Genomic DNA, 23,185 nt, shown 5'->3' with positions numbered 1-23,185 from the left:
TTTATGCGCTCTTGCCCCCCACTAAGTGGCGTAGTACCGGACGAATCACCTGTGCCCCATGTCACCGGCGAACACGGTGGACCGCCCCTCGGGTGTGACCGACCTCATGTGGTGCCCGTCTCAGCGAAGTTACCGTCAAGTAATCATTCGGTTCCCCTCCCGCCACCCTGCGGCACGAGCATGCTCACAACAATCCGCACTGTCACGGACGCGAGAGGACCCCCATGACCACAGGCAGCTGGACGCGCCGCACCGGTATGACCGCCCTCGCCACGGTCGCCGTCGCCGCGCTGGCCGTCCCCGTGGGCGCGCAGGCCGCCACGGACGCCCCGTTCTCCGCGCCGGCGAGCTCAGCGGCCCCGGTGCCCGCCACGGCCGCCGTCACGGGCGCCGTAGCCGCCCCCTCCGCCGCCGCGGCCGGGAAGGCCGACTACGGCACCTGGCAGCAGGACTGCCAGGCCGTGATGGACCAGGCGATGCCCTACCTGGTCCAGCGGATCGCGAACGCCCGGCCGGGCGAGAAGCAGGCCATCGTGTTCGACGTCGACAACACGGCCCTGGAGACGGACTTCGGGTTCCGCTACCCCCAGCCGGCCAACAAGCCGGTGCTGGAGGCCGCCCGGTACGCCCAGTCACACGGCGTCTCGCTGTTCTTCGTGACCGCCCGCCCCGGCATCGTCGAAGCGCCCACCGAGTGGAACCTCGATCACGACGGCTACCAGGTCTCCGGCCTCTACGTCCGCGGCTTCCTCGACCTCTTCAAGGACGTCGCCGCCTACAAGACGGCCCAGCGCACCGCCATCGAGAACAAGGGCTACACGATCATCGCGAACGTCGGCAACAGCACCACCGACCTCTCCGGCGGTCACGCCGAGAAGACGTTCAAGCTGCCCGACTACGACGGGCAGCTCTCCTGAGGGAAGGCAGCGGAAAAGGGGGCTGCCCCGGGACTCGGTCCCGGGGCAGCCCCCTTTTTCCGTACGGGCCGGACGCGGCGGTTACGCGTCCTTGCTCAGGTTCGGCCCGGCTCCGCCGGCCGCCTGCTCGATCGGCGGGACGTCGGGCAGAGTCGACTTCTCCTCACCACGGAAGGTGAAGGTCTTGTCCTCGCCCTCGCCCTCGGTGTCCACGACCACGATGTGGCCGGGACGCAGATCGCCGAAGAGGATCTTCTCCGAGAGCGTGTCCTCGATCTCGCGCTGGATCGTCCGGCGCAGCGGCCGGGCGCCCAGGACGGGGTCGTAGCCCTTCTTCGCCAGCAGCTCCTTGGCGGACTGGGAGAGCTCGATGCCCATGTCCCGGTCCTTCAGGCGCTCGTCCACCTTGCCGATCATCAGGTCGACGATCCGCAGGATGTCCGCCTGCGTGAGCTGCGGGAAGACCACCACGTCGTCCACACGGTTGAGGAACTCGGGCCGGAAGTGCTGCTTGAGCTCGTCCGAGACCTTGTTCTTCATGCGCTCGTAGTTGGTCTTCGTGTCACCCGTGGCCGCGAAGCCCAGGTTGAAGCCCTTGGAGATGTCCCTGGTGCCGAGGTTGGTCGTCATGATGATGACCGTGTTCTTGAAGTCCACGACCCGGCCCTGGGAGTCGGTCAGGCGACCGTCCTCCAGGATCTGCAGCAGCGAGTTGAAGATGTCCGGGTGGGCCTTCTCGACCTCGTCGAAGAGGACGACCGAGAACGGCTTGCGGCGCACCTTCTCCGTCAGCTGGCCGCCCTCCTCGTAGCCCACGTATCCGGGGGGCGAGCCGAAGAGACGGGAGACCGTGTGCTTCTCGCTGAACTCCGACATGTCGAGGGAGATCAGCGCGTCCTCGTCACCGAAGAGGAACTCGGCGAGCGCCTTGGACAGCTCGGTCTTACCGACGCCGGACGGGCCGGCGAAGATGAACGAGCCACCCGGACGCTTCGGGTCCTTCAGACCGGCACGCGTACGGCGGATCGCCTTCGACAGCGCCTTGACGGCGTCGTTCTGACCGATGACCCGCTTGTGCAGCTCCTCCTCCATGCGGAGCAGGCGGCTGGACTCCTCCTCGGTCAGCTTGAAGACCGGGATGCCGGTGGCCGTGGCGAGGACCTCGGCGATCAGCTCGCCGTCGACCTCGGCGACGACGTCCATGTCGCCGGCCTTCCACTCCTTCTCCCGCTTGGCCTTGGCGGCCAGGAGCTGCTTCTCCTTGTCGCGCAGGGAGGCGGCCTTCTCGAAGTCCTGCGAGTCGATCGCGGACTCCTTGTCCCGGCGGACGGCGGCGATCTTCTCGTCGAACTCGCGAAGGTCCGGCGGCGCGGTCATCCGGCGGATGCGCATCCGGGAACCGGCCTCGTCGATCAGGTCGATCGCCTTGTCCGGCAGGAAGCGGTCCGAGATGTACCGGTCGGCCAGGGTGGCGGCCTGGACCAGCGCCTCGTCGGTGATGGAGACGCGGTGGTGCGCCTCGTACCGGTCGCGCAGACCCTTGAGGATCTCGATGGTGTGCGGCAGGGACGGCTCGGCGACCTGGATGGGCTGGAAGCGGCGCTCCAGGGCCGCGTCCTTCTCCAGGTGCTTGCGGTACTCGTCCAGCGTGGTGGCGCCGATGGTCTGCAGCTCACCGCGGGCCAGCATCGGCTTCAGGATGGAGGCCGCGTCGATGGCGCCCTCGGCGGCGCCCGCACCGACCAGCGTGTGCAGCTCGTCGATGAACAGGATGATGTCGCCGCGGGTGCGGATCTCCTTGAGCACCTTCTTCAGGCGCTCCTCGAAGTCACCGCGGTAGCGGGAGCCGGCGACCAGGGCGCCGAGGTCCAGGGTGTAGAGGTGCTTGTCCTTGAGGGTCTCGGGCACCTCGCCCTTGACGATGGCCTGGGCGAGGCCCTCGACGACGGCGGTCTTGCCGACGCCGGGCTCACCGATCAGCACCGGGTTGTTCTTGGTACGGCGGGACAGCACCTGCATGACCCGCTCGATCTCCTTCTCGCGCCCGATGACCGGGTCGAGCTTGGACTCACGAGCGGCCTGGGTGAGGTTCCGGCCGAACTGGTCGAGGACCAGGGACGTCGAGGGGGTGCCCTCGGCAGGGCCGCCGGCGGTGGCGGTCTCCTTGCCCTGGTAACCGGAGAGCAGCTGGATCACCTGCTGCCGCACCCGGTTGAGGTCGGCGCCCAGCTTGACCAGGACCTGGGCCGCGACGCCCTCGCCCTCACGGATCAGGCCGAGCAGGATGTGCTCCGTGCCGATGTAGTTGTGACCCAGCTGAAGGGCCTCGCGGAGCGACAGCTCCAGGACCTTCTTGGCACGGGGGGTGAAGGGGATGTGGCCCGAGGGCGCCTGCTGGCCCTGGCCGATGATCTCCTCCACCTGCTGGCGGACCGCCTCGAGCGAAATCCCGAGGCTCTCAAGGGCCTTGGCGGCGACACCCTCACCCTCGTGGATCAGGCCCAGGAGGATGTGCTCGGTGCCGATGTAGTTGTGGTTGAGCATCCGGGCTTCTTCCTGAGCCAGGACGACAACCCGCCGCGCGCGGTCGGTGAACCTCTCGAACATCGTTAATCGCTCCTCAGAGCGGTCAGGCAGTGGGGGGAACTTCCCCTCCCTGTCCTTCCGCAGCTTAGTCCCGCAAGCGGGGACCGCTCATTCCAACTGCCGACACCGTCGATGGCCTCCTGACCCCGAACGCCGACATATGCTCCAACCCGATGGTGCGAGACGATGTTCCCGCAGGCCAGGCAGTTACCCCAGTCGCCAGTACGCCGACGGCGAACGTGAGACTCCTCTGCCCGGGTGCGGCCCGCGTGTCGCCCCCTCCCACTAGGCATGTCTTACCCGTCGGCACCGACAGTCCATGCGGCGCGCGCAGGTTCCCCCTCCGCTATGGGCGAACAACTTCGCGCCCCACCGCACTCCCCGGCCACACCCGTTCGGCACTCCGCGCGCACGAGCGGCGACCGAGCGTAACCTCTCGCCGCTTCGGCCGGTTGCACCCGGCATGGTCGGCAGCGTCTCCACGGTCCCCCTTCCGGTTCCCCTCCCCCGTCGGCCGCTCGACCCCGCGGACCGGGTGCGGCACTGGTACGAGAACGAGCTGGGCTGGGCGACGGCGCCCGGAGCCCCGGTACGACTCGTCGTGGGCCGCCGTTTCGACGTCCTGGACCTGCCGCTGGAGGCGGGACGGGCGGTGCTGCGCCGTCTGGGGCCCGAATCCGTGGTGGCGGTGCAGGGGGACCGGATGCGGCTGCCGGTGGCCGCGGGCAGCGCGGAGGAGCTGCCCGGGCTGCTGCAGTGGCTGGAGTGGGGCGCGCTCGACCTGGATCTGGTGGCGCTGGGCGCCGGCACCCTGATGGACGCGCCCTCGCCGCCCGGCGCCGGGCGGCCCGGCGGAGGCCGCCGTGGTCCGCGGGGGGCCGCCGTGTGGCTGCGGCCCCCCGTTCCGGGACGCGAGGTCGAGGCCTCGCTGCCGGCGCTGTCGGCCCTGGGGGGCGGAGGGGGCGCCCCCGATCTCGTACGACTGGTGAGCACGGCGGCGACGGAGTGCCACCGGCTGCGGCTGCGGCGGGCGTGCCCCCCGCCGTCGGTGTTGCCCTAGACGTCCCTCCGGCCCGCCGTCGGCGCCGTCCGGGGCGTTCCTCCGGTCCGGGCTGTCGGCCGGTGCCGCCCAGGGCGTCTCTCCGATCGGCCGTCGGCGCCGTTGTGGGCGCCCTGCCGCCGATCGTCGCCGGCGTCCTGGGGCACGGGAGTTCGCCGATCGGCCGCGGCGGGGCCGCGCCTCCACCCTCGCCCGTCGGCCGTCCGGCCCACGGCCGGCCGGCGAGAGCCTCCGGCCCGTGCTCCGGTCCCTGCCCCGGCCCGGCGCATACGGTCGGCTGCCGTCCGCCTCGGTCCGCCGACGCCCCTTTCACGAACCCAGGCCCGCCGTTGGCCCTTTCCTGGAGCCAGGGTCAGCCGTTGGCCTTTTCGTATGCCTCACGGATGCTCGCGGGAACACGGCCGCGGTCATTGACCTCGAGGCCGTTCTCCTTCGCCCACGCGCGGATCTGCGCGGTGTCCTGGCTGCCGCCGGACGCGGCCCGCGCCTTTCCACGGCCACCCGAAGCGCGGCCTCCGGTACGCCGGCCGCTCTTGAGGTAAGGCTCGAGAAGACCGCGGAGCTTGTCCGCGTTGGCGGTGGTGAGATCGATCTCGTACGTCTTGCCGTCCAGCGCGAACGTCACGGTCTCGTCCGCCTCGCCGCCGTCGAGGTCGTCGACAAGAAGGACCTGAACCTTCTGTGCCACCGGATTTCCTTTCATCGATAACGTACGGGCCGGTTGCTCGGCGTCCGCCGTTTAGCCGCTGCCCCTTGTTATATGCAGTACTGCAGTACGTCGGAAAGCAAACCGCGTTTGCGGAAAAAACACAAACCCCTGGGAGAGACCCGAGCCTCAACTGAGACCGGAAACATGCGCGTTTCGGACATAGGGGTTCACCGGGTCGCCCATGGCGATCTACAGATGCAGAAGCATCCGGCTGTTGCCCAAGGTGTTCGGTTTCACTCGTTCGAGACCGAGGAACTCCGCGACGCCCTCGTCATAGGAACGCAGGAGCTCGGCGTAGACATCGGTGTCGACGGGCGTCTCGCCGATCTCCACGAAGCCGTGCTTCCCGAAGAAGTCGACTTCGAAGGTCAGGCAGAAAACGCGGCGAACGCCGAGTCGGCGTGCGGTCTGGAGCAACTTCTCCAGCAACTGGTGGCCCACGCCGGCGCCCTTCAGGCCCGGCTGCACGGCGAGAGTGCGCACTTCCGCCAGGTCTTCCCACATCACGTGCAGAGCGCCGCAGCCGACGACCTCGGCGTTGTCGTCCCGTTCGGCGACCCAGAACTCCTGGATGTCCTCGTAAAGAGTCACCGTCGCTTTGTCGAGCAGGATGCGCTCGCGGGTGTAGTCGTCCAGGAGTCGGCGCACGGCCGGGACATCGCTGGTCCGGGCCCGCCGGACGGTGATGGCTTTTGCGGAGACTTCGGAACGTTCTGCGGACATGAGCGGACGCTATCGCTCGTTGCCGCCGGCCGCGGAGCCGGGGTTCTGGTCGCCGGTTTCGAAGGCATCCGCGGCCGTGGCGGTATCCGGGACTTCGCCCGTGACTTCGTCGGCGTCTTGCGGGGCCTCTTCGGCGGCCTCTCGCGCGGCGTCTTCGGCGGGGCCTTCGGGTGCGGTCCGCACGAGGGCTTCCGTGGTGCCCTCGACGATCCTTACGGCGTCGCGCAGGGCCCGCCGCTGTTCGTCGCTCATCATGCCGAAGAAGGCGACGAGAGCCGCGGCGGCGTTGTCGCTCTGCGACCAGGCGTCGTTCATCAGTGCGGCGGCGTAGGCGGCCCGGGTGGAGACCGCCTCATATCGATAGGCGCGACCCTCCGCCTCGCGGCGCACCCAGCCCTTGTGATGCAGATTGTCCAAAACGGTCATCACCGTGGTGTACGCGATGGACCGTTCCCGCTGAAGGTCTTCCAGGACTTCCCGAACGGTCACCGGGCGGTTCCACTTCCACACCCGCGTCATGACCGCGTTCTCGAGTTCTCCCAATGGGCGAGGCACAACTCAGCACCTTAGTAGGAAATGCTGGCCATCGCGTGCGGGGCGGGCGCTTCAGGTCCGAACGCGGTCAAAAAGGGCACAGGGACCCACGGTGCGGCGTGCGGGTGGGCGCCGCGGCGGGGCGCCCGCGGCGTCGGGCTTCGCGCGGGTCGCCCCGCCTCGCGGCACCGGACCCCGGGGAGCCGGGGCCCGTGTCGTCAGGCCTCGGAGGAGGTGGCGCCGCGGGCGTTCTGCGCACGCGCCAGCGCGGCGTCGACGGCCGCGTCCTCCTTGGCCTTGGCGGCGCCGCCCTGGGTCTTCACGATCACCCGGACCAGAGCGATGAAGAACGCGGCCATGACGACCGGCGGAACGAGTGCGGCGAGGTAGTCCATGGGACCAGAGTAGCCACGACGGCGGGACAAACAGGGGCGGGGTGGTCCGGAGCGTCACACCGCGGCGAACCGCTGCCGCGCGCCCCCGGCGGGCGGGGCCGGTTTGCGTCGCGGGAAGACCTCGCCCGGCGTGGGAACGGGACGGCGGGCGGGTCGCGGGGACCCGGGGGCGGGCGCCGGGCCGGGCTGGGCGGGGGCGGGGCGCTCGGCGGGCTTGGGCGCGGGCTTCCTGGCGGGTTCCTTGCCGGGCCCGCCGTCCCGGGCGCCCCGGGCGGCCGGGACGGCGGAGAGCGCCCGGACAGTACGCAGCGGGCTGCGGGAGGCCGGAACGGCGGGGACGGCCGTGCCGCCCTGGCAGCGGCGCAGGAGGGCGGCCGCGGCCGGATTGCCGCGCAGGGCCCGCAGGGCCGCGAGGTCGTCGGGGCCGGGCCGGTGGCCGGCCTCCAGCGCCTCCCTCAGCAGAGCGAAGTACCCGACGGCCGTGCCGGGCAGGGCGGCGCGGTAGCGGGCGAGGTCGGCCAGCAGGAACGCGCGCAGCCGGGCGCCCTCGCGCATCGCCTCGTCGAGCGACTCGGCGAGGCGGAGACAGTCCCGGACGTCCTCGGCGCGGGCGGGGCGGACATGAAGGGCAGCGGCGAGGGCGCGACGGAGCACACGCAGCTCCTCCGCGCCGAAGGCCATGCCGCCGCGGGTTCCGTATGGCGTGGGCATGGGGCGACCATACGCGCTAATCAGACAAATTCGACATAAGCCGCTTGCGTGGCGCGCGGGTGTGACGCGTGCGGGCCACACCCGCGCGGGGCCTCACAGGCGCGAGACGTTCCGCTCGTAGACGAGCCGCAGTCCGATCAGCGTCAGCCAGGGCTCGTGCTCGTCGATCACCGAGGACTCGCCGAGCACCATCGGGGCCAGGCCGCCGGTGGCGATCACGGTGACGTCCTCCGGGTCGGCGGACAGTTCGCGCGCCATGCGGCTCACGACTCCGTCGACCTGGCCGGCGAACCCGTACACGATGCCCGCCTGCATCGCCTCGACCGTGTTCTTGCCGATCACGCTGCGCGGCCGGGCCACCTCGATCTTGCGCAGCTGGGCGCCCTTGACGCCGAGGGCGTCGACGGAGATCTCGATGCCGGGGGCGATCACGCCGCCGATGTACTCACCGCGCGCGGAGACCGCGTCGAAGGTCGTCGCGGTGCCGAAGTCCACGACGATGGCCGGGCCGCCGTAGAGCTCGACGGCGGCGGCCGCGTTGATGATGCGGTCGGTGCCGACCTCCTTGGGGTTGTCGGTGAGGATCGGCACGCCGGTCTTGACGCCCGGCTCGACGAGTACGGCCGGCACGTCGCCGTAGTAGCGCCGGGTCACCTCGCGCAGTTCGTGCAGCACCGAGGGGACGGTCGCGCAGATCGCGATGCCGTCGATGCCGTCGCCCAGTTCGTCGCCGAGCAGCGGGTGCATGCCCATCAGGCCCTGGAGGAGCACGGCCAGCTCGTCGGCCGTGCGGCGGGCGTCGGTGGAGATGCGCCAGTGCTCGACGATCTCGTCCCCGTCGAACAGGCCCAGGACCGTGTGCGTGTTGCCTACGTCGATCGTCAGGAGCATGGAGGTCCCCTACTCCGTCTCGCGCAGGTCCAGGCCGATGTCCAGGATCGGCGAGGAGTGGGTCAGGGCGCCCACGGCCAGGAAGTCGACGCCGGTCTCCGCGTACGCCCGGGCGTTGTCCAGGGCGAGCCGGCCCGACGCCTCGAGCAGCGCCCGGCCGCCGACGATGGCCACGGCCTCCTCGCACTCGCCGGGCGTGAAGTTGTCCAGCAGGATCAGGTCGGCGCCGGCGTCCACGACCTCGCGCAACTGGTGCAGGGTGTCGACCTCCACCTCGATCGCCAGGTCCGGGAACGCCTCGCGCACGGCCTTGAAGGCCGGACCGACCCCGCCCGCGGCGACCACGTGGTTGTCCTTGACCAGGGCCGCGTCCGACAGCGACATGCGGTGGTTCACCCCGCCGCCGCACCGGACGGCGAACTTCTCCAGCGCCCTGAGGCCCGGCGTCGTCTTGCGGGTGTCGCGCACCTTCGCCCGGGTGCCCTCCAGGACGTCCGCCCACGCGCGCGTGGCGGTCGCGATGCCGGACAGGCGGCACAGCAGGTTCAGCGCGCTGCGCTCGGCGGTCAGCAGGTCACGGGTGCGGGTGGTGACCGACAGCAGCCTCTGGCTGGCCTCGACGCGGTCACCGTCCTCGACGTGCCGCTCGACCTCGAACTCGTCCGTGCAGACGACCGAGAGGACCGCCTCGGCGACCCGGAGTCCGGCCACCACTCCGGCCTCGCGCGCGGTGAAGTCGCCGGTGGCCACGGCCTCCTCGGGGATGGTCGCGACGGACGTCACGTCCACGCCGTGCGCCAGGTCCTCCTGGATCGCGACGTTGGCGATGTCCTCGACCTCCACCGGGTCGAGCCCGGCGTCGGCCAGCAGCTGGGCGAGCGCGGGGTCGAGCCCGCACTCCAGGTACTCCTCGTCGGCGTCCGCGCCGCAGGCACAGCCGTCGCCGCAGCCGCCGTTCGGGGCGAGGGGAAGGTCGTCGGTGCTCACTTGGGTCACTGCTCCTGGGGACGGCGGGGCCCGGGGGCCTCGGGACGAGTCGGGGGGAAGTCGGCGGTGTCGGTGGTCCGCACGTCGTACGTACGGTCCGTGCGCAGCCGTACGACTGTGTGGCGGCGCCAGCGGGCGTCGTCGCGCCCGGCGTGGTCCTCGCGCCAGTGGCAGCCGCGGGTCTCCTCGCGCAGCCGGGCGGCGGCGACCAGGACGCGGGCCACGCACAGGAGGTTGGTGGCCTCCCAGGCGTCGACGCCGGGCTCGGCGGTCTTGCCGTTCTGGTCGAGGGCGTCGTGGGCCTCGGCGTGCAGCTGTTCGAGCCGGGCGGCGGCCGTGGCGAGCGAGTCGGCGGAGCGCAGGACGCCGGCGCCCTCGGTCATGATCCGCTGGATCGCGAACCGGGTCTCGGGGGCGAGCAGGGGGTGCTCGGGCTGCCCGGCGGGCCGGACTGGCCGCGGCACGCGCGCGCGCAGACCGCTGCCGGAGCGCTCCCGCGCGATGTCGGCGGCGATCCGCTCGGCGTAGACCAGCCCCTCCAGCAGGGAGTTGGAGGCGAGCCGGTTGGCGCCGTGCACGCCCGTGCAGGCGACCTCTCCGCACGCGTACAGGCCCGGCACGGTGGTCCGGCCGTGGGAGTCGGTGCGCACGCCGCCGGAGGCGTAGTGGGCGGCCGGGGCGACCGGGACCGGCTCGGTGACCGGGTCGATGCCGTGCGCCCGGCAGGCCGCCAGGATCGTCGGGAAGCGGTGCGCCCACATCTCCGCGCCGAAGTGCCGGGCGTCGAGGAACATGTGTTCGGCGTCCTGCTCCTGCATGCGGCGCGTGATGCCCTTGGCGACGATGTCCCGCGGCGCGAGCTCGGCCAGTTCGTGCTGCCCCACCATGAACCGCACGCCGTCGGCGTCGACCAGGTGGGCGCCCTCGCCGCGCACCGCCTCGGAGACGAGGGGCTGCTGGCCCTCGGCGTCCGGGCCGAGGAAGAGCACCGTCGGGTGGAACTGCACGAACTCCAGGTCGGAGACCTCCGCTCCGGCGCGCAGGGCGAGCGCCACGCCGTCGCCCGTGGACACGGGCGGGTTCGTGGTCGCGGAGAAGACCTGGCCCATGCCGCCGGTGGCCAGGACCACGGCGGGCGCGTGCACGGCGCCCACGCCGTCGTGCTGGCCCTCGCCCATGACGTGCAGGGTCACCCCGGCGGTGCGGCCGTCGGCGTCGGTGAGCAGGTCCAGGACGAGCGCGTTCTCGATGGTGCGCAGTCCCGGCCGGCGGTCACCGCCGTCCCCGGCCGGGATCGCCCCGTGCCCGTCCGGCCGGACCGCGCGCACCGCGTCGAGCAGTGCCCTGGAGATCTCCGCGCCCGTGGCGTCGCCGCCCGCGTGGGCGATCCGGCGGCGGTGGTGACCGCCCTCGCGGGTGAGCTGGATGCCGCCCTCGTCGTCGGTGTCGAAGTGCGCTCCGGTGGAGATCAGCCGCCGCACGGCGTCGGGGCCCTCGGTGACGAGGATCCGCACGGCCTCCTCGTCGCACAGACCGGCGCCCGCCACCAGGGTGTCGTCCAGGTGCTGTTCGGGGGTGTCGCCCTCGCCCAGGGCCGCGGCGATGCCGCCCTGCGCCCAGCGCGTGGAGCCGTCGTCGAGGCGGGCCTTGGTGACGACGACCGTGTCCAGGCCGGCCGCCGAGCAGCGCAGGGCGGCGGTGAGGCCGGCCACGCCTGAGCCGACGACCACGACGTCCGCGTCGATGGACCATCCGGGCTCGGGCGCGTGCAGTCGTATGCCTGTGCTGGTCACGAGGCGGCTCCGAGGGTTTCGTGGGTTCCGAAGACGAGGGGGAGGTTGTCGATCAGCCGGGTCGCCCCGACCCGGGCGGCGACGGCGAGGACCGCCTCGCCGGTGAAGTCGTTCCCGATCTCGGTGAAGTCGGACGGGTCGACGAGGGCCAGGTAGTCCAGCTCGACCGGCGGGTCGAGACGGGCGGCCTCGTCGAGGACCAGCCGGGCGGCCGCGCGCACGGCGTCGGCGGCGCCGGGGGTGGCCTTGGCGACGGCGGCGGCGTCGGCCGCCGCGCGGGACTCCCCGAGCGCGTTCAGGGCCTCGGCACGCGCGCGCGTGCAGGGCACCTCGCGGGCCCGCGCGCGCAGCGCCTCCTGGGCGGCGTGCCGGTCGCGGCCGGCGAACAGCGCCTGGGACAGGGCGAGCGCGGTGCGCCGCTCGTCCGGGGAGAGGTAGCGGTTGCGGCTGGACAGGGCCAGGCCGTCGTCCTCCCGCACGGTCGGCACGGCGACGATCTCCACGCCGAAGTTCAGGTCGCGCACCATGCGCCGGATCAGGGCGAGCTGCTGTGCGTCCTTCTGGCCGTAGAGGGCGAGGTCGGGGCGGGTGAGGTGGAGCAGCTTGCCGACGACGGTGAGCATGCCGTCGAAGTGGCCGGGGCGCGAGGCGCCCTCCAGCCTCTCGCCCATGGGACCGGCGGTGATCCGGACCTGGGGCTCGCCGCCCGGGTAGACCTCCTCCACCGGGGGCGCGAACACGACGTCGGCGCCCGCCCGCCCGGCTATCCGGAGGTCGGCGTCCAGGGTGCGCGGGTAGCGGTCGAGGTCCTCGCCCGCGCCGAACTGCAACGGGTTGACGAAGACGGTCACGACGACCTCGCCGTCCCTCCCGGCGATCTCGCGGGCCGCCCGGATCAGCGTGGCGTGGCCCTCGTGCAGCGCGCCCATGGTCATCACGACGGCACGGCGGCCGGCCGGCACGCGCGCGCGCAGCTCGTCGGCGGTGCGCAGCAGGGCTGTGGTCATCGGGCGTCTCCGTTCTCGGGCGCCCAGGTCACCGGGCGGCCCTCCGCCGCTTTCCGCGGTGCCGTCGTGATCGTCGGGTGCGCGGCCGCCGGGGCCCCTGCGGCACGTGCCGGGTGCCCGGCCCCCGCGGGTCCGGCAGGGCGCGTCGGGTGTCCGGCGCGGGTCATCGGCCGTCCCCCTGCCCAGCGTCGGGACCCTGGGCGCCGGGTGCGTCCGCCGCCCCCTCGGCGAGGACGCCCAGCAGGTCCTCGGCCAGCTCGGGCTTGAGCAGGCCGTGGGCGAGCGCGCGGTCGGCGGTGGCCCGGGCCATCGCCAGGTAGCCGGCGACGGTCCGCGGGGCGTGCCGTCGCAGCTCGGCGACGTGCGCGGCGACCGTGCCGGCGTCCCCGCGCGCGACAGGACCGGTGAGGGCCGCGTCGCCGGAGCGCAGGGAGTTGTCCAGGGCGGCGCCGAGCAGCGGGCCGAGCATCCGGTCGGGCGCCTCGACGCCGGCCGCGCGCAGCAGCTCCATGGCCTGGGCGACCAGCGTCACCAGGTGGTTGGCGCCCAGGGCGAGCGCCGCGTGGTAGAGCGGGCGCATCTCCTCGGCGATCCACTCCGGCTCGCCGCCCATCTCGATGACCAGGGCCTCGGCGGCCGTCCGCAGCTCCTCGGGGGCCGTGACGCCGAAGGAGCACCCGGCCAGCCGCTGCACGTCCACCGGGGTGCCGGTGAAGGTCATCGCCGGGTGCAGGGCGAGCGGCAGGGCGCCCGCGCGCAGGGCGGGGTCCAGCACCTTCGCGCCGTACCGTCCGGAGGTGTGCACGAGCAGTTGCCCGGGCCGTACGGCGCCGGTCTCGGCGAGGCCCGCGACGAGGCCGGGCAGCGCGTCGTCGGGAACGGTCAGGAGCACCAGGTCGGCGCGGGCCAGGACGTCGGCGGGAGACACCAGGGGCACGTCGGGGAGCAGCAGTTCGGCACGTCGTCTGGAGGCGTCGGAGACTCCGGAGACGGCCACCGGGCGGTGCCCGGCGAGCTGGAGGGACGCGGCGAGCGCGGGTCCCACCCGGCCGGCGCCGACGACGCCGACGGCGAGCCGCGCGGGGCGGTCCCTGGGGTCTGGCTGTTGGCTAGTACTCACGCGACGGTGGCCTTCCCGTTCCAGTCCGCTCCGGGTACCGGACGATTTCTCGTCATGTTAACGCTATCCGTCTCCGGAGGCGTCCGGCCGCCCGCCGGCTGTGGGCTTCGGCACGCTCCAGCGCGCCGGAAAACAGGTGCCCCCGCGCCCCGGCGCACGGCATGATCCGCCACATGAGCGATACAGCGGAGCAGGACGGCCGGCGGGCGGAGCAGGTCACGGAGGAATCGGAGGAGGAGCGGCGCAAACGGCTGCGGGAGCGGCGCATAGCCGCGTACCGGAGCGCGGAGCGCGTGCTCTCGCGCGCCGGACACCTCGACACGCTGCGGGAGCGGCTGGCGCTGCTGGACGGCGCACGGGAGGTGTACGACCTCGACGAGCTGTCGGACATGTACGGCAACGGCGTCGTCGAGGCCCTGGAGGAGAAGGTGGCCGGGCTGCTCGGCAAGGAGGCCGCCGCCTTCTTCCCGACCGGCACCATGGCCCAGCAGGTCGCCGTGCGCTGCTGGGCGGCCCGCACCGGGAACCCGGCCGTGGCGCTGCACGCCCTGTCCCATCCCGAGGTGCACGAACGGCATGCCTTCAGCCAGGTCAGCGGCCTGCGCCCGGTGCGGGTGACGAGCGAGCCCCGGCTGCCGACCGCCGAGGAGGTGCGCGGCCTCGACGAGCCGTTCGGGACACTGATGCTCGAACTGCCGCTGCGGGAGGCCGGTTTCGTCCTGCCCACCTGGGCGGAGCTGACCGAGGTCGTCGGGGCGGCCCGCGAGCGGGACGCGGTGGTGCACTTCGACGGCGCGCGCCTGTGGGAGTCGACCGTCCACTTCGGCCGTTCCCTGGCGGAGATCGCGGACCTGGCCGACAGCGTGTACGTGTCGTTCTACAAGTCCCTCGACGGTTACGGCGGAGCCGCCCTGGCCGGCCCGAGGGAGCTGGTGGAGGAGGCGAAGGCCTGGCGCCACCGCTACGGCGGCACCCTGTTCCAGCAGTTCCCGACCGCGCTGTCGGCGCTGATCGGCCTCGAACGGGAACTGCCCCGGCTGCCGCAGTACGTGGCACACGCGCGGGTGGTGGCCGACGCGCTGCGCGAGGGCTTCGCGGCGGCCGGCGTGCCCTGGGCGCGCGTGCACCCCGGGGTACCGCACACGCACGAGTTCCAGCTCTGGCTGCCGTACGACCCGGAGGTGCTCGCCGAGGCGGCGGTGCGCCAGGCGGAGGAGACCGGGACCCTGCTGTTCGGCCGCCCCTGGGACCGCGGCGGGCCGGGGCTGGCCTGGACGGAGGTCACCGTGCGCGCAGCCGGTCTGGAGTGGACGGCGGACGACGTCAAGGCCGCCGTCGCCGACTTCGCCGGACGGCTGACCGGGCAGTCCGACGGGTAGGACGCGGACAGGCCCACCGGCCCGGGGAGCGTCGCGGCCGACTCAGGGAAGGGCACGGCTCGGGGAACCGCCCGGCCCGGGGGAACCGGCCGCTCGGGGGAACCGGCAGGCTCGGGGAGGGCTCGTCAGGTCGTCGGGCGCCTGCGGATCGAGGGCGTGCTGCCGCGTGACGCGCACGCCGCCCACTCGGGGCGCACGCCGCCCACTCGGGGCGGACGGGGCGCGGGAGGGCGTTCCGGGGGGCCGCTATCGCCCCGGTCGTCCCGGTCCGCGACGGCGCGCCGCCCGGGTCGCCCCGATTGACGGCGCCCGTCAATCGGGGCCGCCGCTGTCGGCGGCGGCGTGCACCATGGGGGCATGAGCGTGCGCATCGACATCGCGGGGCTGCGGCCGGAGCGGGTCGCCGTCGTGCCCTCGCCCCTGGCCGAGCTGGGCATGGCCCTGCACGCGCTGTCCGAGCCGGGCCACCACCCGGGCCTTCAGGGCTGGGTCACGGGCGTCACCGCCCGGCTCGACCCACACCTGGCGGACCGGATGTGCGAGGCGGACTTCCTGTGGCGGACGACGTTCTCCGACCTCTTCCTGCCGTACGCGGGCATCCCGGGCGGCCGCACGCTGCCCGGCGCGACGCTCGCCGACGACCTGGACCTGCTCGACAAACTCTCCGACGAGCAGTTCGTGGACGCGGCCCTGGAGTTCACCTGCGCCCTGCCCTACAGCGATCCGGGCCCGGGCCCTCTCGGCGACGCCGGGCTGCGCCGCCGCGCCCTGGAGCTGGCCGCCGCGCGCGGTCCGCAGCAGGTGCGTTTCAGCGAGCGCCTGCTGGCCGACCCGCCCCGGATCCGTTCCTGGCTGCGGCAGTTCCTGCGGGACTGCGACGAAGCCTTCTTCGCGGAGACCTGGTCCCGGCTGCGCCACCAGCTCGCCGCGGACGCCCGGCACAAGACGGAGCTGCTGCGCCGCAAGGGCCTGGCCGAGGCGCTGGCCGCGGTGTCCCCCGCGGTGGCGCTGGACGAGGCGGCGGGCCGGATCGTCGTCGACAAGCTCGGCGAGGGCCGTACGGCGACGGCGGAAGGCGGCCTGCTGCTCGTGCCGACGAGCCTGGGCTGGCCCCATCTGATGGTCCTGCACCGGCACGCCTGGCAGCCGGTGCTGCACTACCCGGTCGGTTCCCCGGAGCTCGCCGCGCCGCCCTCGGTGGAACAGCTGACCCTGCGGATGTCCGCCCTTTCCCACCCGGTGCGGATGCGGCTGTGCCGCAGCCTGGCCCGCAGCGCGTTCACCACCAGCGAGCTGACGCATGTGCACGGCATGACCGCGCCCGAGATATCCCGGCACCTGGGCGTGCTGAAGAAGGCGGGCCTGGTCACCACCCGGCGCCGGGGGCGGTACGTCTACCACCAGTTGGACGTGTCGATGGTGGCCCGGCTGGGCAGCGACTTCCTGGAGGGGGTCCTGCGGTAGGGCGGATCGTGCCGGGCGGGCGGCGGACAGCGGGCGGCGGGCGGCGGGCGGCGGGCTCAGATTCCCGCGCAGTCCGGGCGGGATCATGCGGTGCAGGCCGAAGCCGGCGTGCTCGGGGTCGCAGATCACGCTGCCGGGCAGCCGGCGGCGGATCTCGTGCGCGGTCCGTGTCTTGCCGCCCCCGAAGGGACCGTTGATCCACAGCAGCATGCGCGAGACCCTACCGGGGCCGGCTCGTGTCCCTCAGCCGCGACCGCCGGCCCGGACGAGCCCCGTCTCGTAGGCCAGCACCACCACCTGCACCCGGTCGCGCAGGCCGAGCTTGGTCAGGATGCGGCCCACATGGGTCTTCACGGTCGCCTCGGACAGCACCAGACGAGCGGCGATCTCGCCGTTCGAGAGCCCCTGGGCGACCAGGATCATGACCTCGCGCTCACGCCCGGTGAGCCGCTGGAGCTCCGTGTGCCGGGGCTCCGGTCCGCTCGCGGGCAGCATCGGCGCGAACCGGTCGAGCAGGCGGCGCGTGGTGGAGGGCGCGACGACGGCGTCGCCGCTGTGCACGGCGCGGATCGCGGCGAGCAGGTCGCCGGGCGGCACGTCCTTGAGCATGAAGCCGGAGGCGCCCGCCTTCAGTCCGGTGAAGGCGTACTCGTCGAGGTCGAAGGTGGTCAGTATCAGCACCTTGGGCGGGTTCGGCCCGGAGCAGATGCGGCGGGTGGTCTCCACACCGTCCAGCTTCGGCATGCGCACGTCCATCAGGACCACGTCGACCGCGCTCGCCCGCAGCACCTGGAGGGCCTCGACGCCGTCACCCGCCTCGGCGACGACGTCCATGTCCGGCTGGGCGGCGAGCACCATCCGGAATCCGGTGCGCAGCAGCACCTGGTCGTCGACGAGCATCACGCGGATCGTCATCGGGGTCCTCTTCCGTTCGGTCGTCGGCGGGGTGGTCGTCGGCGGGTCGGTCGTCCGTGGTCACCAGCGCGCCGTGCCCGCGGCGTGACAGGTGTCACCAGGGTGCGTGCGTCGGTCTTCAGTGCGTCGGTTTGAGCGGCAGCAGGGCGCTGATGCGGAAGCCTCCGCCGGGGCGGGGCCCCGCGTCCAGCGTGCCGCCGACCATACCGATCCGTTCCCGCATGCCGATCAGGCCGTGTCCCTGCCCGTCGGCGCCGCCCTCCTCGTACAGCTCGTGCGGCGCGCCCTTGCCGTCGTCCTCGACGAGCAGACCGAGGCCGTCGTCGAAGTACACCAGACGCACGCTCGCACCCGCGTTCGCTCCACCGTGCTTGCGGGTGTTGGTGAGCGCCTCCTGCACGATGCGGTACGCGGTGAGCTCGACCCCGCTGGGCAGCGGGCGCGGGGTGCCCTCGACCCGGAAGTCGACGGGGAGCCCGGAGCTCCGGCACTGCTCGACCAGTTCCTCGATCTGCTCGACGTCGGGCTGCGGCACGTACTCGCCGCCCTCCTGGTGCTCGCCGGTGCGCAGCACGCCCAGCAGACGGCGCATCTCGGCGAGCGCCTGGCGGCCGGTGGAGGAGATCGTCTCCAGGGCCTTCTTCGCCTGGTCCGGCGCGGCGTCGAGGACGTACGCGGCGCCGTCGGCCTGCACGACCATCACCGACACGTTGTGCGCGACCACGTCGTGCAGCTCGCGCGCGATCCGGGCGCGCTCGGCGGCGACCGCGACCTTGGCCTGTGCCTCGCGCTCCTTCTCCAGGCGGGCGGCCCGCTCCTCAAGCTGCGCGAAGTAGGCGCGGCGGGTGCGCATGGAGTCGCCGAGCACCCAGGCCAGGGCGAAGGGCACCGTCTGGAAGACGGCTATCGCGATCTGACCGAGCACGCTCGCATGCTGCTGCGGCCAGCGGAACTGCGCCAGGGCGGCCGCGCACATCCCGCCGGCCAGCGCGAACCGGGAGGCCCAGCGGGTGCCGATCGCGGCGACCGTGTAGATGATCACCAGCATGGCGAAGTCGGCGACCGTCGTCTCGACGTCCAGCACGAGCTGTGCGATGCCCGTCGCCGCCGCCAGCAGCACCATCTTCTCCGGCATGCGCCGACGCAGCGCGACGACCACGCTCAGCACGACGGACACGCCCAGGGCGGCCGGGAGGGACCCGTGGTGGTTCGGCGCCCCGTTGAGGCTCGACGCGCTCACGCTGGAGAGCCCGAGCAGGACGAGGGCCCAGAAGCCGTCGACCCACATCGGGTGCCTGCGGAGAAAATCATAGAGGCGCTGCACGTAACCCAGCGTAGGGAAGCGGGACAGGTGCGGGGGTCAACCGAAGGGGCGATCCGCGCCCGGTCCTCGTACTCCCCAAGGTGGAGGCTGTGACCGCCGGTACGCCTACGCTGGCGAGGTGGCGGACGGCACGGCGGACGAGGTCACGGCGGTGGACGACGACGGCACGGCGGGGAACACGGTGAACGGCACGGCGGACTGGGTCGCGGCGGACGGCGGCGGCGGCACGGCAAAAGACCCGGGGGCCGAGGTCGCGGCGGACGGCGCCGACGGTACGGCGGACGGCGCGGCGGGCCGGGCGGCGGACGGCGCGGCGGGCCGGGTCACGCACGAACCGGCGGACCGGGTCTCGGACGGCGCGGCGGGTGAGTGGCGCGGCTGGCGGGCGGCGGCTCTGGAGGCCCTGTACGGGCCGGACGGCTTCTATCTGCGTCCCGAGGGGCCGGCCGGGCACTTCCGTACGTCCGTGCACGCCTCGCCCCTGTTCGCCACGGCCGTGGCCCGGCTGCTGTGCCGGGTCGACGAGGCGCTGGGACGCCCGGCGACGCTCGGCTTCGTCGACATGGCGGCCGGGCGGGGCGAACTGGCCACCGGGGTGCTCGGCGCGCTGCCCCCCGAGGTGGCCGCCCGCACACGCGTGTACGCCGTCGAGATCGCCACCCGGCCGGACGGCCTCGATCACCGGATCGAGTGGCTGGCCGAGCCCCCGGAGACGGTCAGCGGGCTGCTGTTCGCCAACGAGTGGCTGGACAACGTGCCGGTCGAGATCGCGGAGGTCGACTCCGCGGGCGTGCCGCGACGCGTGCTGGTACGACGCGACGGCGCCGAACGGCTCGGGGATCCGGTCTCGGGGGCGGAGGCCGAGTGGCTGGCGCGGTGGTGGCCGCTGCCGGAGGAGCCGGGGCTGCGCGCGGAGATCGGGCTGCCCCGGGACACCGCGTGGGCCGCCGCGGCGGCCCGGGTCGAACGGGGTCTCGCGGTCGCCGTCGACTACGCGCACACAGCCGCTTCCCGGCCGCCCTACGGAACGCTCACCGGGTTCCGGGACGGACGGGAAACCGCGCCCGTGCCGGACGGGTCCTGTGACATCACGGCGCACGTGGCCCTGGACGCGTGCGCCGCGCGCCTGCCCGCGCGCGCCCGTCTGCTCACCCAGCGCGAGGCGCTGCGCGCCCTCGGCATCACCGGCGCACGCCCCCCACTCGCACTGGCCTCCACACACCCCGCGGACTACGTGCGCGCCCTCGCGCACGCCGGGGAGGCGGCCGAGCTCACCGCGCCGGGCGGGCTCGGCGACTTCGGCTGGCTGCTCCAGCCGGCCGGTCTCCCGGACGCGGCGGCCCTACTTGTCGATGTCGCCGACCACGAAGAACATTGACCCGAGGATCGCCACCATGTCCGCCACCAGCGTCCCCGGCAGCAGCTCGGTGAGGGCCTGGATGTTGTTGTACGACGCCGAGCGCAGCTTCAGCCGGTACGGGGTCTTCTCACCCTTGCTGACCAGGTAGTAGCCGTTGATGCCGAGCGGGTTCTCGGTCCACGCGTAGGTGTGCCCCTCGGGCGCCTTGAGGACCTTCGGCAGGCGCTGGTTGACCGGTCCGGGCGCCAGCTCGGCGAGCCGGTCCAGGCAGGCGTCGGCGAGGTCGAGCGCGTTGTGCGTCTGCTCCAGCAGGCACTCGAAGCGGGCCAGGCAGTCGCCCTCCTGCCGGGTGACCACCTGGAGGGTGTCCCGCAGCTCCCCGTACGCCAGGTACGGCTCGTCGCGGCGCAGGTCGAAGTCGACGCCCGAGGCGCGCGCGATCGGACCGCTCACGCCGTAGGCGTGCACCGCCTGCGCGGTGAGCGCGCCCACCCCCCGCGTGCGCCCCCGGAAGATCTCGTTGCCGAGCACCAGGTCGTCGAAGACGTCCATCCGCGAACGCACGGCGGCGACGGCGGCACGCGCGCGGCCGAACCACCCGGCCGGCAGGTCCTCCTTGAGGCCGCCGACCCGGTTGAACATGTAGTGCATCCGGCCGCCGGAGACCTCCTCCATGACGTTCTGGAGGACCTCCCGCTCCCGGAAGGCGTAGAAGACCGGTGTGATGCCGCCCAGCTCCAGCGGGTAGGAGCCGAGGAACATCAGGTGGTTGAGCACCCGGTTCAGCTCCGCGAGCAGCGTGCGCGTCCACACCGCGCGCTCGGGGACCTCCATGCCGAGCATCCGCTCCACGGCGAGGACCACGCCCAGTTCGTTGGAGAACGCCGACAGCCAGTCGTGGCGGTTGGCGAGCATGATGATCTGGCGGTAGTCGCGTGCCTCGAACAGCTTCTCGGCGCCGCGGTGCATGTAGCCGATCACCGGCTCCGCGCGCGTGATGCGCTCGCCGTCCAGCACCAGCTTCAACCGCAGCACACCGTGTGTGGAGGGGTGCTGCGGCCCGATGTTGAGCACCATGTCGGTGCTCTCCGCGGCGCCGCCGATCCCGACCATGGTCTCCGTCGTAGGAGTCATGCCACCAGTTTCCCCTACGTACGCTGGCCCCATGGAGACGGGGAGCGGGGAAGAGGGGCGGGCGGCGGGGGACCACCCGGTGTGGACCGCGCTGCCGCCGGGTCTGCTGCGGATGCGCCGGCTGCTGCTGGTGGTGTGGCTGGCGCCGGCGGCCGTGGCCGCGGGGCTGGTGCTCGGTGTCACGGCCGGTCCGGCCTGGTCGGCGCCGGCGCTGCTGCCGCTGGCGCCGATGGTCTGGGGCTGGGTGCTGCTGGGCCGCAACTGGCGCTCCTGGCGGTACGCCGAGCGCGCCGACGACCTGCTGATCAGCCGGGGCGTGCTGTGGCGCGAGGAGACCGTCGTGCCGTACGGGAGGATGCAGCTGGTCGAGGTCACCTCCGGGCCCGTCGAACGGCGTTTCGGGCTGGCCACCGTGCAACTGCACACGGCCGCCGCCGCGACCGACGCGACCATCCCGGGCCTCGACCCGGCCGAGGCCGAACGCCTGCGCGACCGGCTCACCGAGCTCGGCGAGGCCCGATCGGCGGGGCTGTGACGACGGCGGGGGACGAGGACGCCACGAGCGGGAGGCCCGGGGAGAGGCGGGCCGAAGACCGACTGGCCGGGAACCACCAGGCCCCGGACGGGCGGGCCGGGAACCCGCGGGCCGCGAACGGGCGGCACCCGGACGGGCGAGCCGGGGGCGAGGGCGCCGCCGCGGCACGGGGGCCCGTGGACGGGCGGATCCCTGGCGAGGCACCCGCCGAGCAGGCGCTCGCGGCCGGCACTCCGGTGGTGACCGAGCGGCGGCTGCACCCCGTGACACCGCTGAGGCGGGCCTGGGCCCCGGTCACCGTGCTCGCCGGCTGGGCCGTGCACGACCCGAGCCAGGCGCAGCAGCAACTGACCAGGCTGACGACGACCACGCTGCTGATCGGACTCGCGGTGCTCGTCCCGGCCGCCGCCCTGTACGGCTTCCTGTCCTGGTGGTTCACCCACTTCGCGGTGACCGACACCGAACTGCGCATCCGCACGGGTCTGTTGTTCCGCCGCATCGCGCACATCCGGCTCGATCGGCTCCAGGCGGTCGACGTCACCCGGCCGTTGCTCGCGCGCTTCGCGGGCGTGGCCAAGCTCAAGCTCGACGTCATAGGGACCGGCAGGAAGGACGAGCTCGCCTTCCTCGGCGAGGAGGAGGCCCGCACCCTGCGCGCCGAACTGCTCGCCCGCGCCGCCGGTTTCGACCCCGGCGCCGTGCGTGAGGTGGGTGAGGCGCCCGCGCGGGAACTCGTGCGCGTGCCCGCCCGCGTGATCGCCGTCTCGCTGCTGTTGACCGGCGCGACCTGGGGCTCACTGCTCTCCGCCCTCGTGGTGCCGCCGCTGCTGTGGCTGGGCACCCACAACCTGTGGACGGTGCTGGCGTCCGTGGTGCCGTTGGCCGGCGGGGCCGTGACCAGCAGCATGGGGCGCTTCGTCGGCGCGTACGGCTGGACGGTCGGCGAGTCGCCCGACGGGCTGCGGATCGACCGGGGGCTGCTGGACCGCACCCACGAGACGGTTCCGCCGGGCCGGGTGCAGACCGTACGGATCGTGGAACCGCTGCTGTGGCGGCGGCGCGGCTGGGTCCGGGTGGAACTGGACGTGGCCGGGTCGTCGAACTCCGTCCTGCTGCCGGTCGCGCCCCGGGAGATCGCCGAGTCGGTGATCTCCCGGGTGCTGCCCGGGGTGACCGTGCCGGAGGCCTCCGCGCTGCTCCGGCCGCCGCGGCGCGCCCGGTGGTGCGTGCCGGTGTGGTGGCGGGGCCACGGGATCACCGTCACCGACACGGTGTTCGCCGCCCGGCACGGACTGCTGCGGCGGCGCCTGGCGTTGGTGCCGCACGCCAAGGTGCAGAGCGTACGGCTCACCCAGGGGCCGTGGGAGCGGGCGTGGCGGGTCGCCGACGTGCACGTGGACACGGGGGCGAACAGAACGGTGACGGCACGTCTGCGGGACGCCCGGGAGGCGGCCGGGCTGCTGCGCGCCCAGGCGGAACGCTCACGGACCGGACGCCGCCGGGCCCGGCCGGACCGGTGGATGACCTGAGGACCCGTCCGACGCATCCGGTCCCGGCCGGGCTGCGGAGACCGACCAGCCGGGACGACCGGGTCCGGCGCGTCCGGTGCCCACGCGCCCGCCGGCCCGCGGACTCCGCGGG

At 73.2% G+C, this 23,185-nt stretch carries 21 protein-coding genes and 1 pseudogene; 7 read left to right on the top strand and 15 right to left on the bottom strand.

The window, feature by feature from the left end; genetic code table 11:
* Nucleotides 1-224: 224 nt before the first annotated feature.
* On the top strand, nt 225-917 hold the full coding sequence (locus ACF061_RS11455; protein WP_392266600.1) for an HAD family acid phosphatase: 693 nt from the start codon (nt 225-227) through the stop codon (nt 915-917).
* An 81-nt stretch (nt 918-998) separates the two neighbouring features.
* Here ACF061_RS11455 and ACF061_RS11450 read toward each other — a convergent pair whose 3' ends face one another.
* The gene (locus ACF061_RS11450) at nt 999-3,524 is read right to left on the bottom strand and encodes an ATP-dependent Clp protease ATP-binding subunit (RefSeq protein ID WP_392266599.1); all 2,526 of its coding nucleotides are present in this window, start codon (nt 3,522-3,524) and stop codon (nt 999-1,001) included.
* A 442-nt stretch (nt 3,525-3,966) separates the two neighbouring features.
* On the opposite strand from ACF061_RS11450, the gene ACF061_RS11445 reads away from it, so the two are divergent.
* The gene (locus ACF061_RS11445; protein WP_392266598.1) at nt 3,967-4,563 is read left to right on the top strand and encodes an SCO3374 family protein; all 597 of its coding nucleotides are present in this window, start codon (nt 3,967-3,969) and stop codon (nt 4,561-4,563) included.
* Nucleotides 4,564-4,915: 352 nt separating this feature from the next.
* On the opposite strand, the gene ACF061_RS11440 is transcribed toward ACF061_RS11445, so the two are convergent.
* From ACF061_RS11440 to ACF061_RS11395, 10 genes are all read right to left on the bottom strand, one after another.
* Nucleotides 4,916-5,251 (bottom strand): Lsr2 family protein, encoded by a 336-nt coding sequence (locus tag ACF061_RS11440; RefSeq protein ID WP_392266597.1) that lies wholly within the window; start codon nt 5,249-5,251, stop codon nt 4,916-4,918.
* 210 nt (nt 5,252-5,461) lie between these two features.
* On the bottom strand, nt 5,462-5,995 hold the full coding sequence (locus ACF061_RS11435) for an amino-acid N-acetyltransferase (protein ID WP_392266596.1): 534 nt from the start codon (nt 5,993-5,995) through the stop codon (nt 5,462-5,464).
* A 9-nt stretch (nt 5,996-6,004) separates the two neighbouring features.
* Nucleotides 6,005-6,514, bottom strand: a complete 510-nt coding sequence (locus ACF061_RS11430) for a BlaI/MecI/CopY family transcriptional regulator (protein WP_392266645.1) — start codon at nt 6,512-6,514, stop codon at nt 6,005-6,007.
* Between the two features lie 233 nt (nt 6,515-6,747).
* Entirely contained in the window at nt 6,748-6,924 is a 177-nt protein-coding gene (locus tag ACF061_RS11425) for a hypothetical protein (protein WP_392266595.1), read from the bottom strand.
* Between the two features lie 54 nt (nt 6,925-6,978).
* A complete protein-coding gene (locus ACF061_RS11420; RefSeq protein ID WP_392266594.1) occupies nt 6,979-7,635 on the bottom strand; it encodes a hypothetical protein in 657 nt (218 codons plus the stop codon).
* 93 nt (nt 7,636-7,728) lie between these two features.
* Nucleotides 7,729-8,526, bottom strand: coding sequence for a type III pantothenate kinase (locus tag ACF061_RS11415; protein ID WP_392266593.1), 798 nt, complete (start codon nt 8,524-8,526; stop codon nt 7,729-7,731).
* Nucleotides 8,527-8,535: 9 nt separating this feature from the next.
* The gene (nadC, locus tag ACF061_RS11410) at nt 8,536-9,513 is read right to left on the bottom strand and encodes a carboxylating nicotinate-nucleotide diphosphorylase (RefSeq protein ID WP_392266592.1); all 978 of its coding nucleotides are present in this window, start codon (nt 9,511-9,513) and stop codon (nt 8,536-8,538) included.
* Between the two features lie 5 nt (nt 9,514-9,518).
* A complete protein-coding gene (locus ACF061_RS11405) occupies nt 9,519-11,306 on the bottom strand; it encodes an L-aspartate oxidase (protein ID WP_392266591.1) in 1,788 nt (595 codons plus the stop codon).
* Nucleotides 11,303-12,313: a pantoate--beta-alanine ligase gene (gene panC, locus ACF061_RS11400; protein WP_392266590.1), complete on the bottom strand. Its 1,011-nt coding sequence runs from the start codon at nt 12,311-12,313 to the stop codon at nt 11,303-11,305. Before panC ends, ACF061_RS11405 begins: the two co-directional genes overlap by 4 nt.
* Before the next feature lie 163 nt (nt 12,314-12,476).
* The gene (locus ACF061_RS11395; protein ID WP_392266589.1) at nt 12,477-13,433 is read right to left on the bottom strand and encodes a Rossmann-like and DUF2520 domain-containing protein; all 957 of its coding nucleotides are present in this window, start codon (nt 13,431-13,433) and stop codon (nt 12,477-12,479) included.
* Between the two features lie 173 nt (nt 13,434-13,606).
* Between ACF061_RS11395 and ACF061_RS11390 the strand changes: the two genes are divergently transcribed.
* The gene (locus ACF061_RS11390; RefSeq protein ID WP_392266588.1) at nt 13,607-14,812 is read left to right on the top strand and encodes a threonine aldolase family protein; all 1,206 of its coding nucleotides are present in this window, start codon (nt 13,607-13,609) and stop codon (nt 14,810-14,812) included.
* 357 nt (nt 14,813-15,169) lie between these two features.
* Nucleotides 15,170-16,276, top strand: coding sequence for a DUF5937 family protein (locus tag ACF061_RS11385; RefSeq protein ID WP_392266587.1), 1,107 nt, complete (start codon nt 15,170-15,172; stop codon nt 16,274-16,276).
* 60 nt (nt 16,277-16,336) lie between these two features.
* Here the strand turns inward: ACF061_RS11385 and ACF061_RS11380 are convergent.
* From ACF061_RS11380 to ACF061_RS11370, 3 genes and pseudogenes are all read right to left on the bottom strand, one after another.
* Nucleotides 16,337-16,486: pseudogene (locus tag ACF061_RS11380) on the bottom strand (ATP-binding protein); the annotation flags it as partial.
* Nucleotides 16,487-16,519: 33 nt separating this feature from the next.
* A complete protein-coding gene (locus tag ACF061_RS11375) occupies nt 16,520-17,191 on the bottom strand; it encodes a response regulator (RefSeq protein ID WP_392266586.1) in 672 nt (223 codons plus the stop codon).
* 118 nt (nt 17,192-17,309) lie between these two features.
* Nucleotides 17,310-18,515 (bottom strand): sensor histidine kinase, encoded by a 1,206-nt coding sequence (locus ACF061_RS11370; protein WP_392266585.1) that lies wholly within the window; start codon nt 18,513-18,515, stop codon nt 17,310-17,312.
* A 394-nt stretch (nt 18,516-18,909) separates the two neighbouring features.
* Between ACF061_RS11370 and ACF061_RS11365 the strand changes: the two genes are divergently transcribed.
* Nucleotides 18,910-19,893 carry an SAM-dependent methyltransferase gene (locus ACF061_RS11365; protein ID WP_392266644.1) on the top strand — a complete coding sequence of 328 codons (984 nt, stop codon included), beginning with the start codon at nt 18,910-18,912 and terminating at the stop codon, nt 19,891-19,893.
* On the opposite strand, the gene ACF061_RS11360 is transcribed toward ACF061_RS11365, so the two are convergent.
* The gene (locus tag ACF061_RS11360; protein WP_392266584.1) at nt 19,858-21,009 is read right to left on the bottom strand and encodes an NADH-quinone oxidoreductase subunit D; all 1,152 of its coding nucleotides are present in this window, start codon (nt 21,007-21,009) and stop codon (nt 19,858-19,860) included. The two genes, ACF061_RS11365 and ACF061_RS11360, sit on opposite strands and share 36 nt — an antisense overlap.
* A gap of 31 nt (nt 21,010-21,040) precedes the next feature.
* Between ACF061_RS11360 and ACF061_RS11355 the strand changes: the two genes are divergently transcribed.
* Both ACF061_RS11355 and ACF061_RS11350 read left to right on the top strand, forming a co-directional pair.
* On the top strand, nt 21,041-21,544 hold the full coding sequence (locus tag ACF061_RS11355) for a PH domain-containing protein (protein ID WP_392266583.1): 504 nt from the start codon (nt 21,041-21,043) through the stop codon (nt 21,542-21,544).
* Nucleotides 21,545-21,732: 188 nt separating this feature from the next.
* Entirely contained in the window at nt 21,733-23,073 is a 1,341-nt protein-coding gene (locus tag ACF061_RS11350) for a PH domain-containing protein (protein WP_392266643.1), read from the top strand.
* Nucleotides 23,074-23,185: the final 112 nt, after the last annotated feature.

Origin of the sequence: Streptomyces sp. NPDC015220 (genome assembly GCF_043079345.1) — a bacterium.
Taxonomy (GTDB): domain Bacteria; phylum Actinomycetota; class Actinomycetes; order Streptomycetales; family Streptomycetaceae; genus Streptomyces.
This window is presented reverse-complemented; position numbering and strand designations above follow the sequence as displayed.

Bases quoted from the DNA above. Each gene is read 5' to 3' on its own strand.
- ACF061_RS11455 (WP_392266600.1), top strand. From the start codon at position 225: ATGACCACAGGCAGCTGGACGCGCCGCACCGGTATGACCGCCCTCGCC.
- ACF061_RS11450 (WP_392266599.1), bottom strand. From the start codon at position 3,524: ATGTTCGAGAGGTTCACCGACCGCGCGCGGCGGGTTGTCGTCCTGGCT.
- ACF061_RS11445 (WP_392266598.1), top strand. From the start codon at position 3,967: ATGGTCGGCAGCGTCTCCACGGTCCCCCTTCCGGTTCCCCTCCCCCGT.
- ACF061_RS11435 (WP_392266596.1), bottom strand. From the start codon at position 5,995: ATGTCCGCAGAACGTTCCGAAGTCTCCGCAAAAGCCATCACCGTCCGG.
- ACF061_RS11430 (WP_392266645.1), bottom strand. From the start codon at position 6,514: ATGACGCGGGTGTGGAAGTGGAACCGCCCGGTGACCGTTCGGGAAGTC.
- ACF061_RS11425 (WP_392266595.1), bottom strand. From the start codon at position 6,924: ATGGACTACCTCGCCGCACTCGTTCCGCCGGTCGTCATGGCCGCGTTC.
- ACF061_RS11420 (WP_392266594.1), bottom strand. From the start codon at position 7,635: ATGCCCACGCCATACGGAACCCGCGGCGGCATGGCCTTCGGCGCGGAG.
- ACF061_RS11415 (WP_392266593.1), bottom strand. From the start codon at position 8,526: ATGCTCCTGACGATCGACGTAGGCAACACGCACACGGTCCTGGGCCTG.
- panC (WP_392266590.1), bottom strand. From the start codon at position 12,313: ATGACCACAGCCCTGCTGCGCACCGCCGACGAGCTGCGCGCGCGCGTG.
- ACF061_RS11390 (WP_392266588.1), top strand. From the start codon at position 13,607: ATGAGCGATACAGCGGAGCAGGACGGCCGGCGGGCGGAGCAGGTCACG.
- ACF061_RS11385 (WP_392266587.1), top strand. From the start codon at position 15,170: ATGAGCGTGCGCATCGACATCGCGGGGCTGCGGCCGGAGCGGGTCGCC.
- ACF061_RS11375 (WP_392266586.1), bottom strand. From the start codon at position 17,191: ATGACGATCCGCGTGATGCTCGTCGACGACCAGGTGCTGCTGCGCACC.
- ACF061_RS11360 (WP_392266584.1), bottom strand. From the start codon at position 21,009: ATGACTCCTACGACGGAGACCATGGTCGGGATCGGCGGCGCCGCGGAG.
- ACF061_RS11355 (WP_392266583.1), top strand. From the start codon at position 21,041: ATGGAGACGGGGAGCGGGGAAGAGGGGCGGGCGGCGGGGGACCACCCG.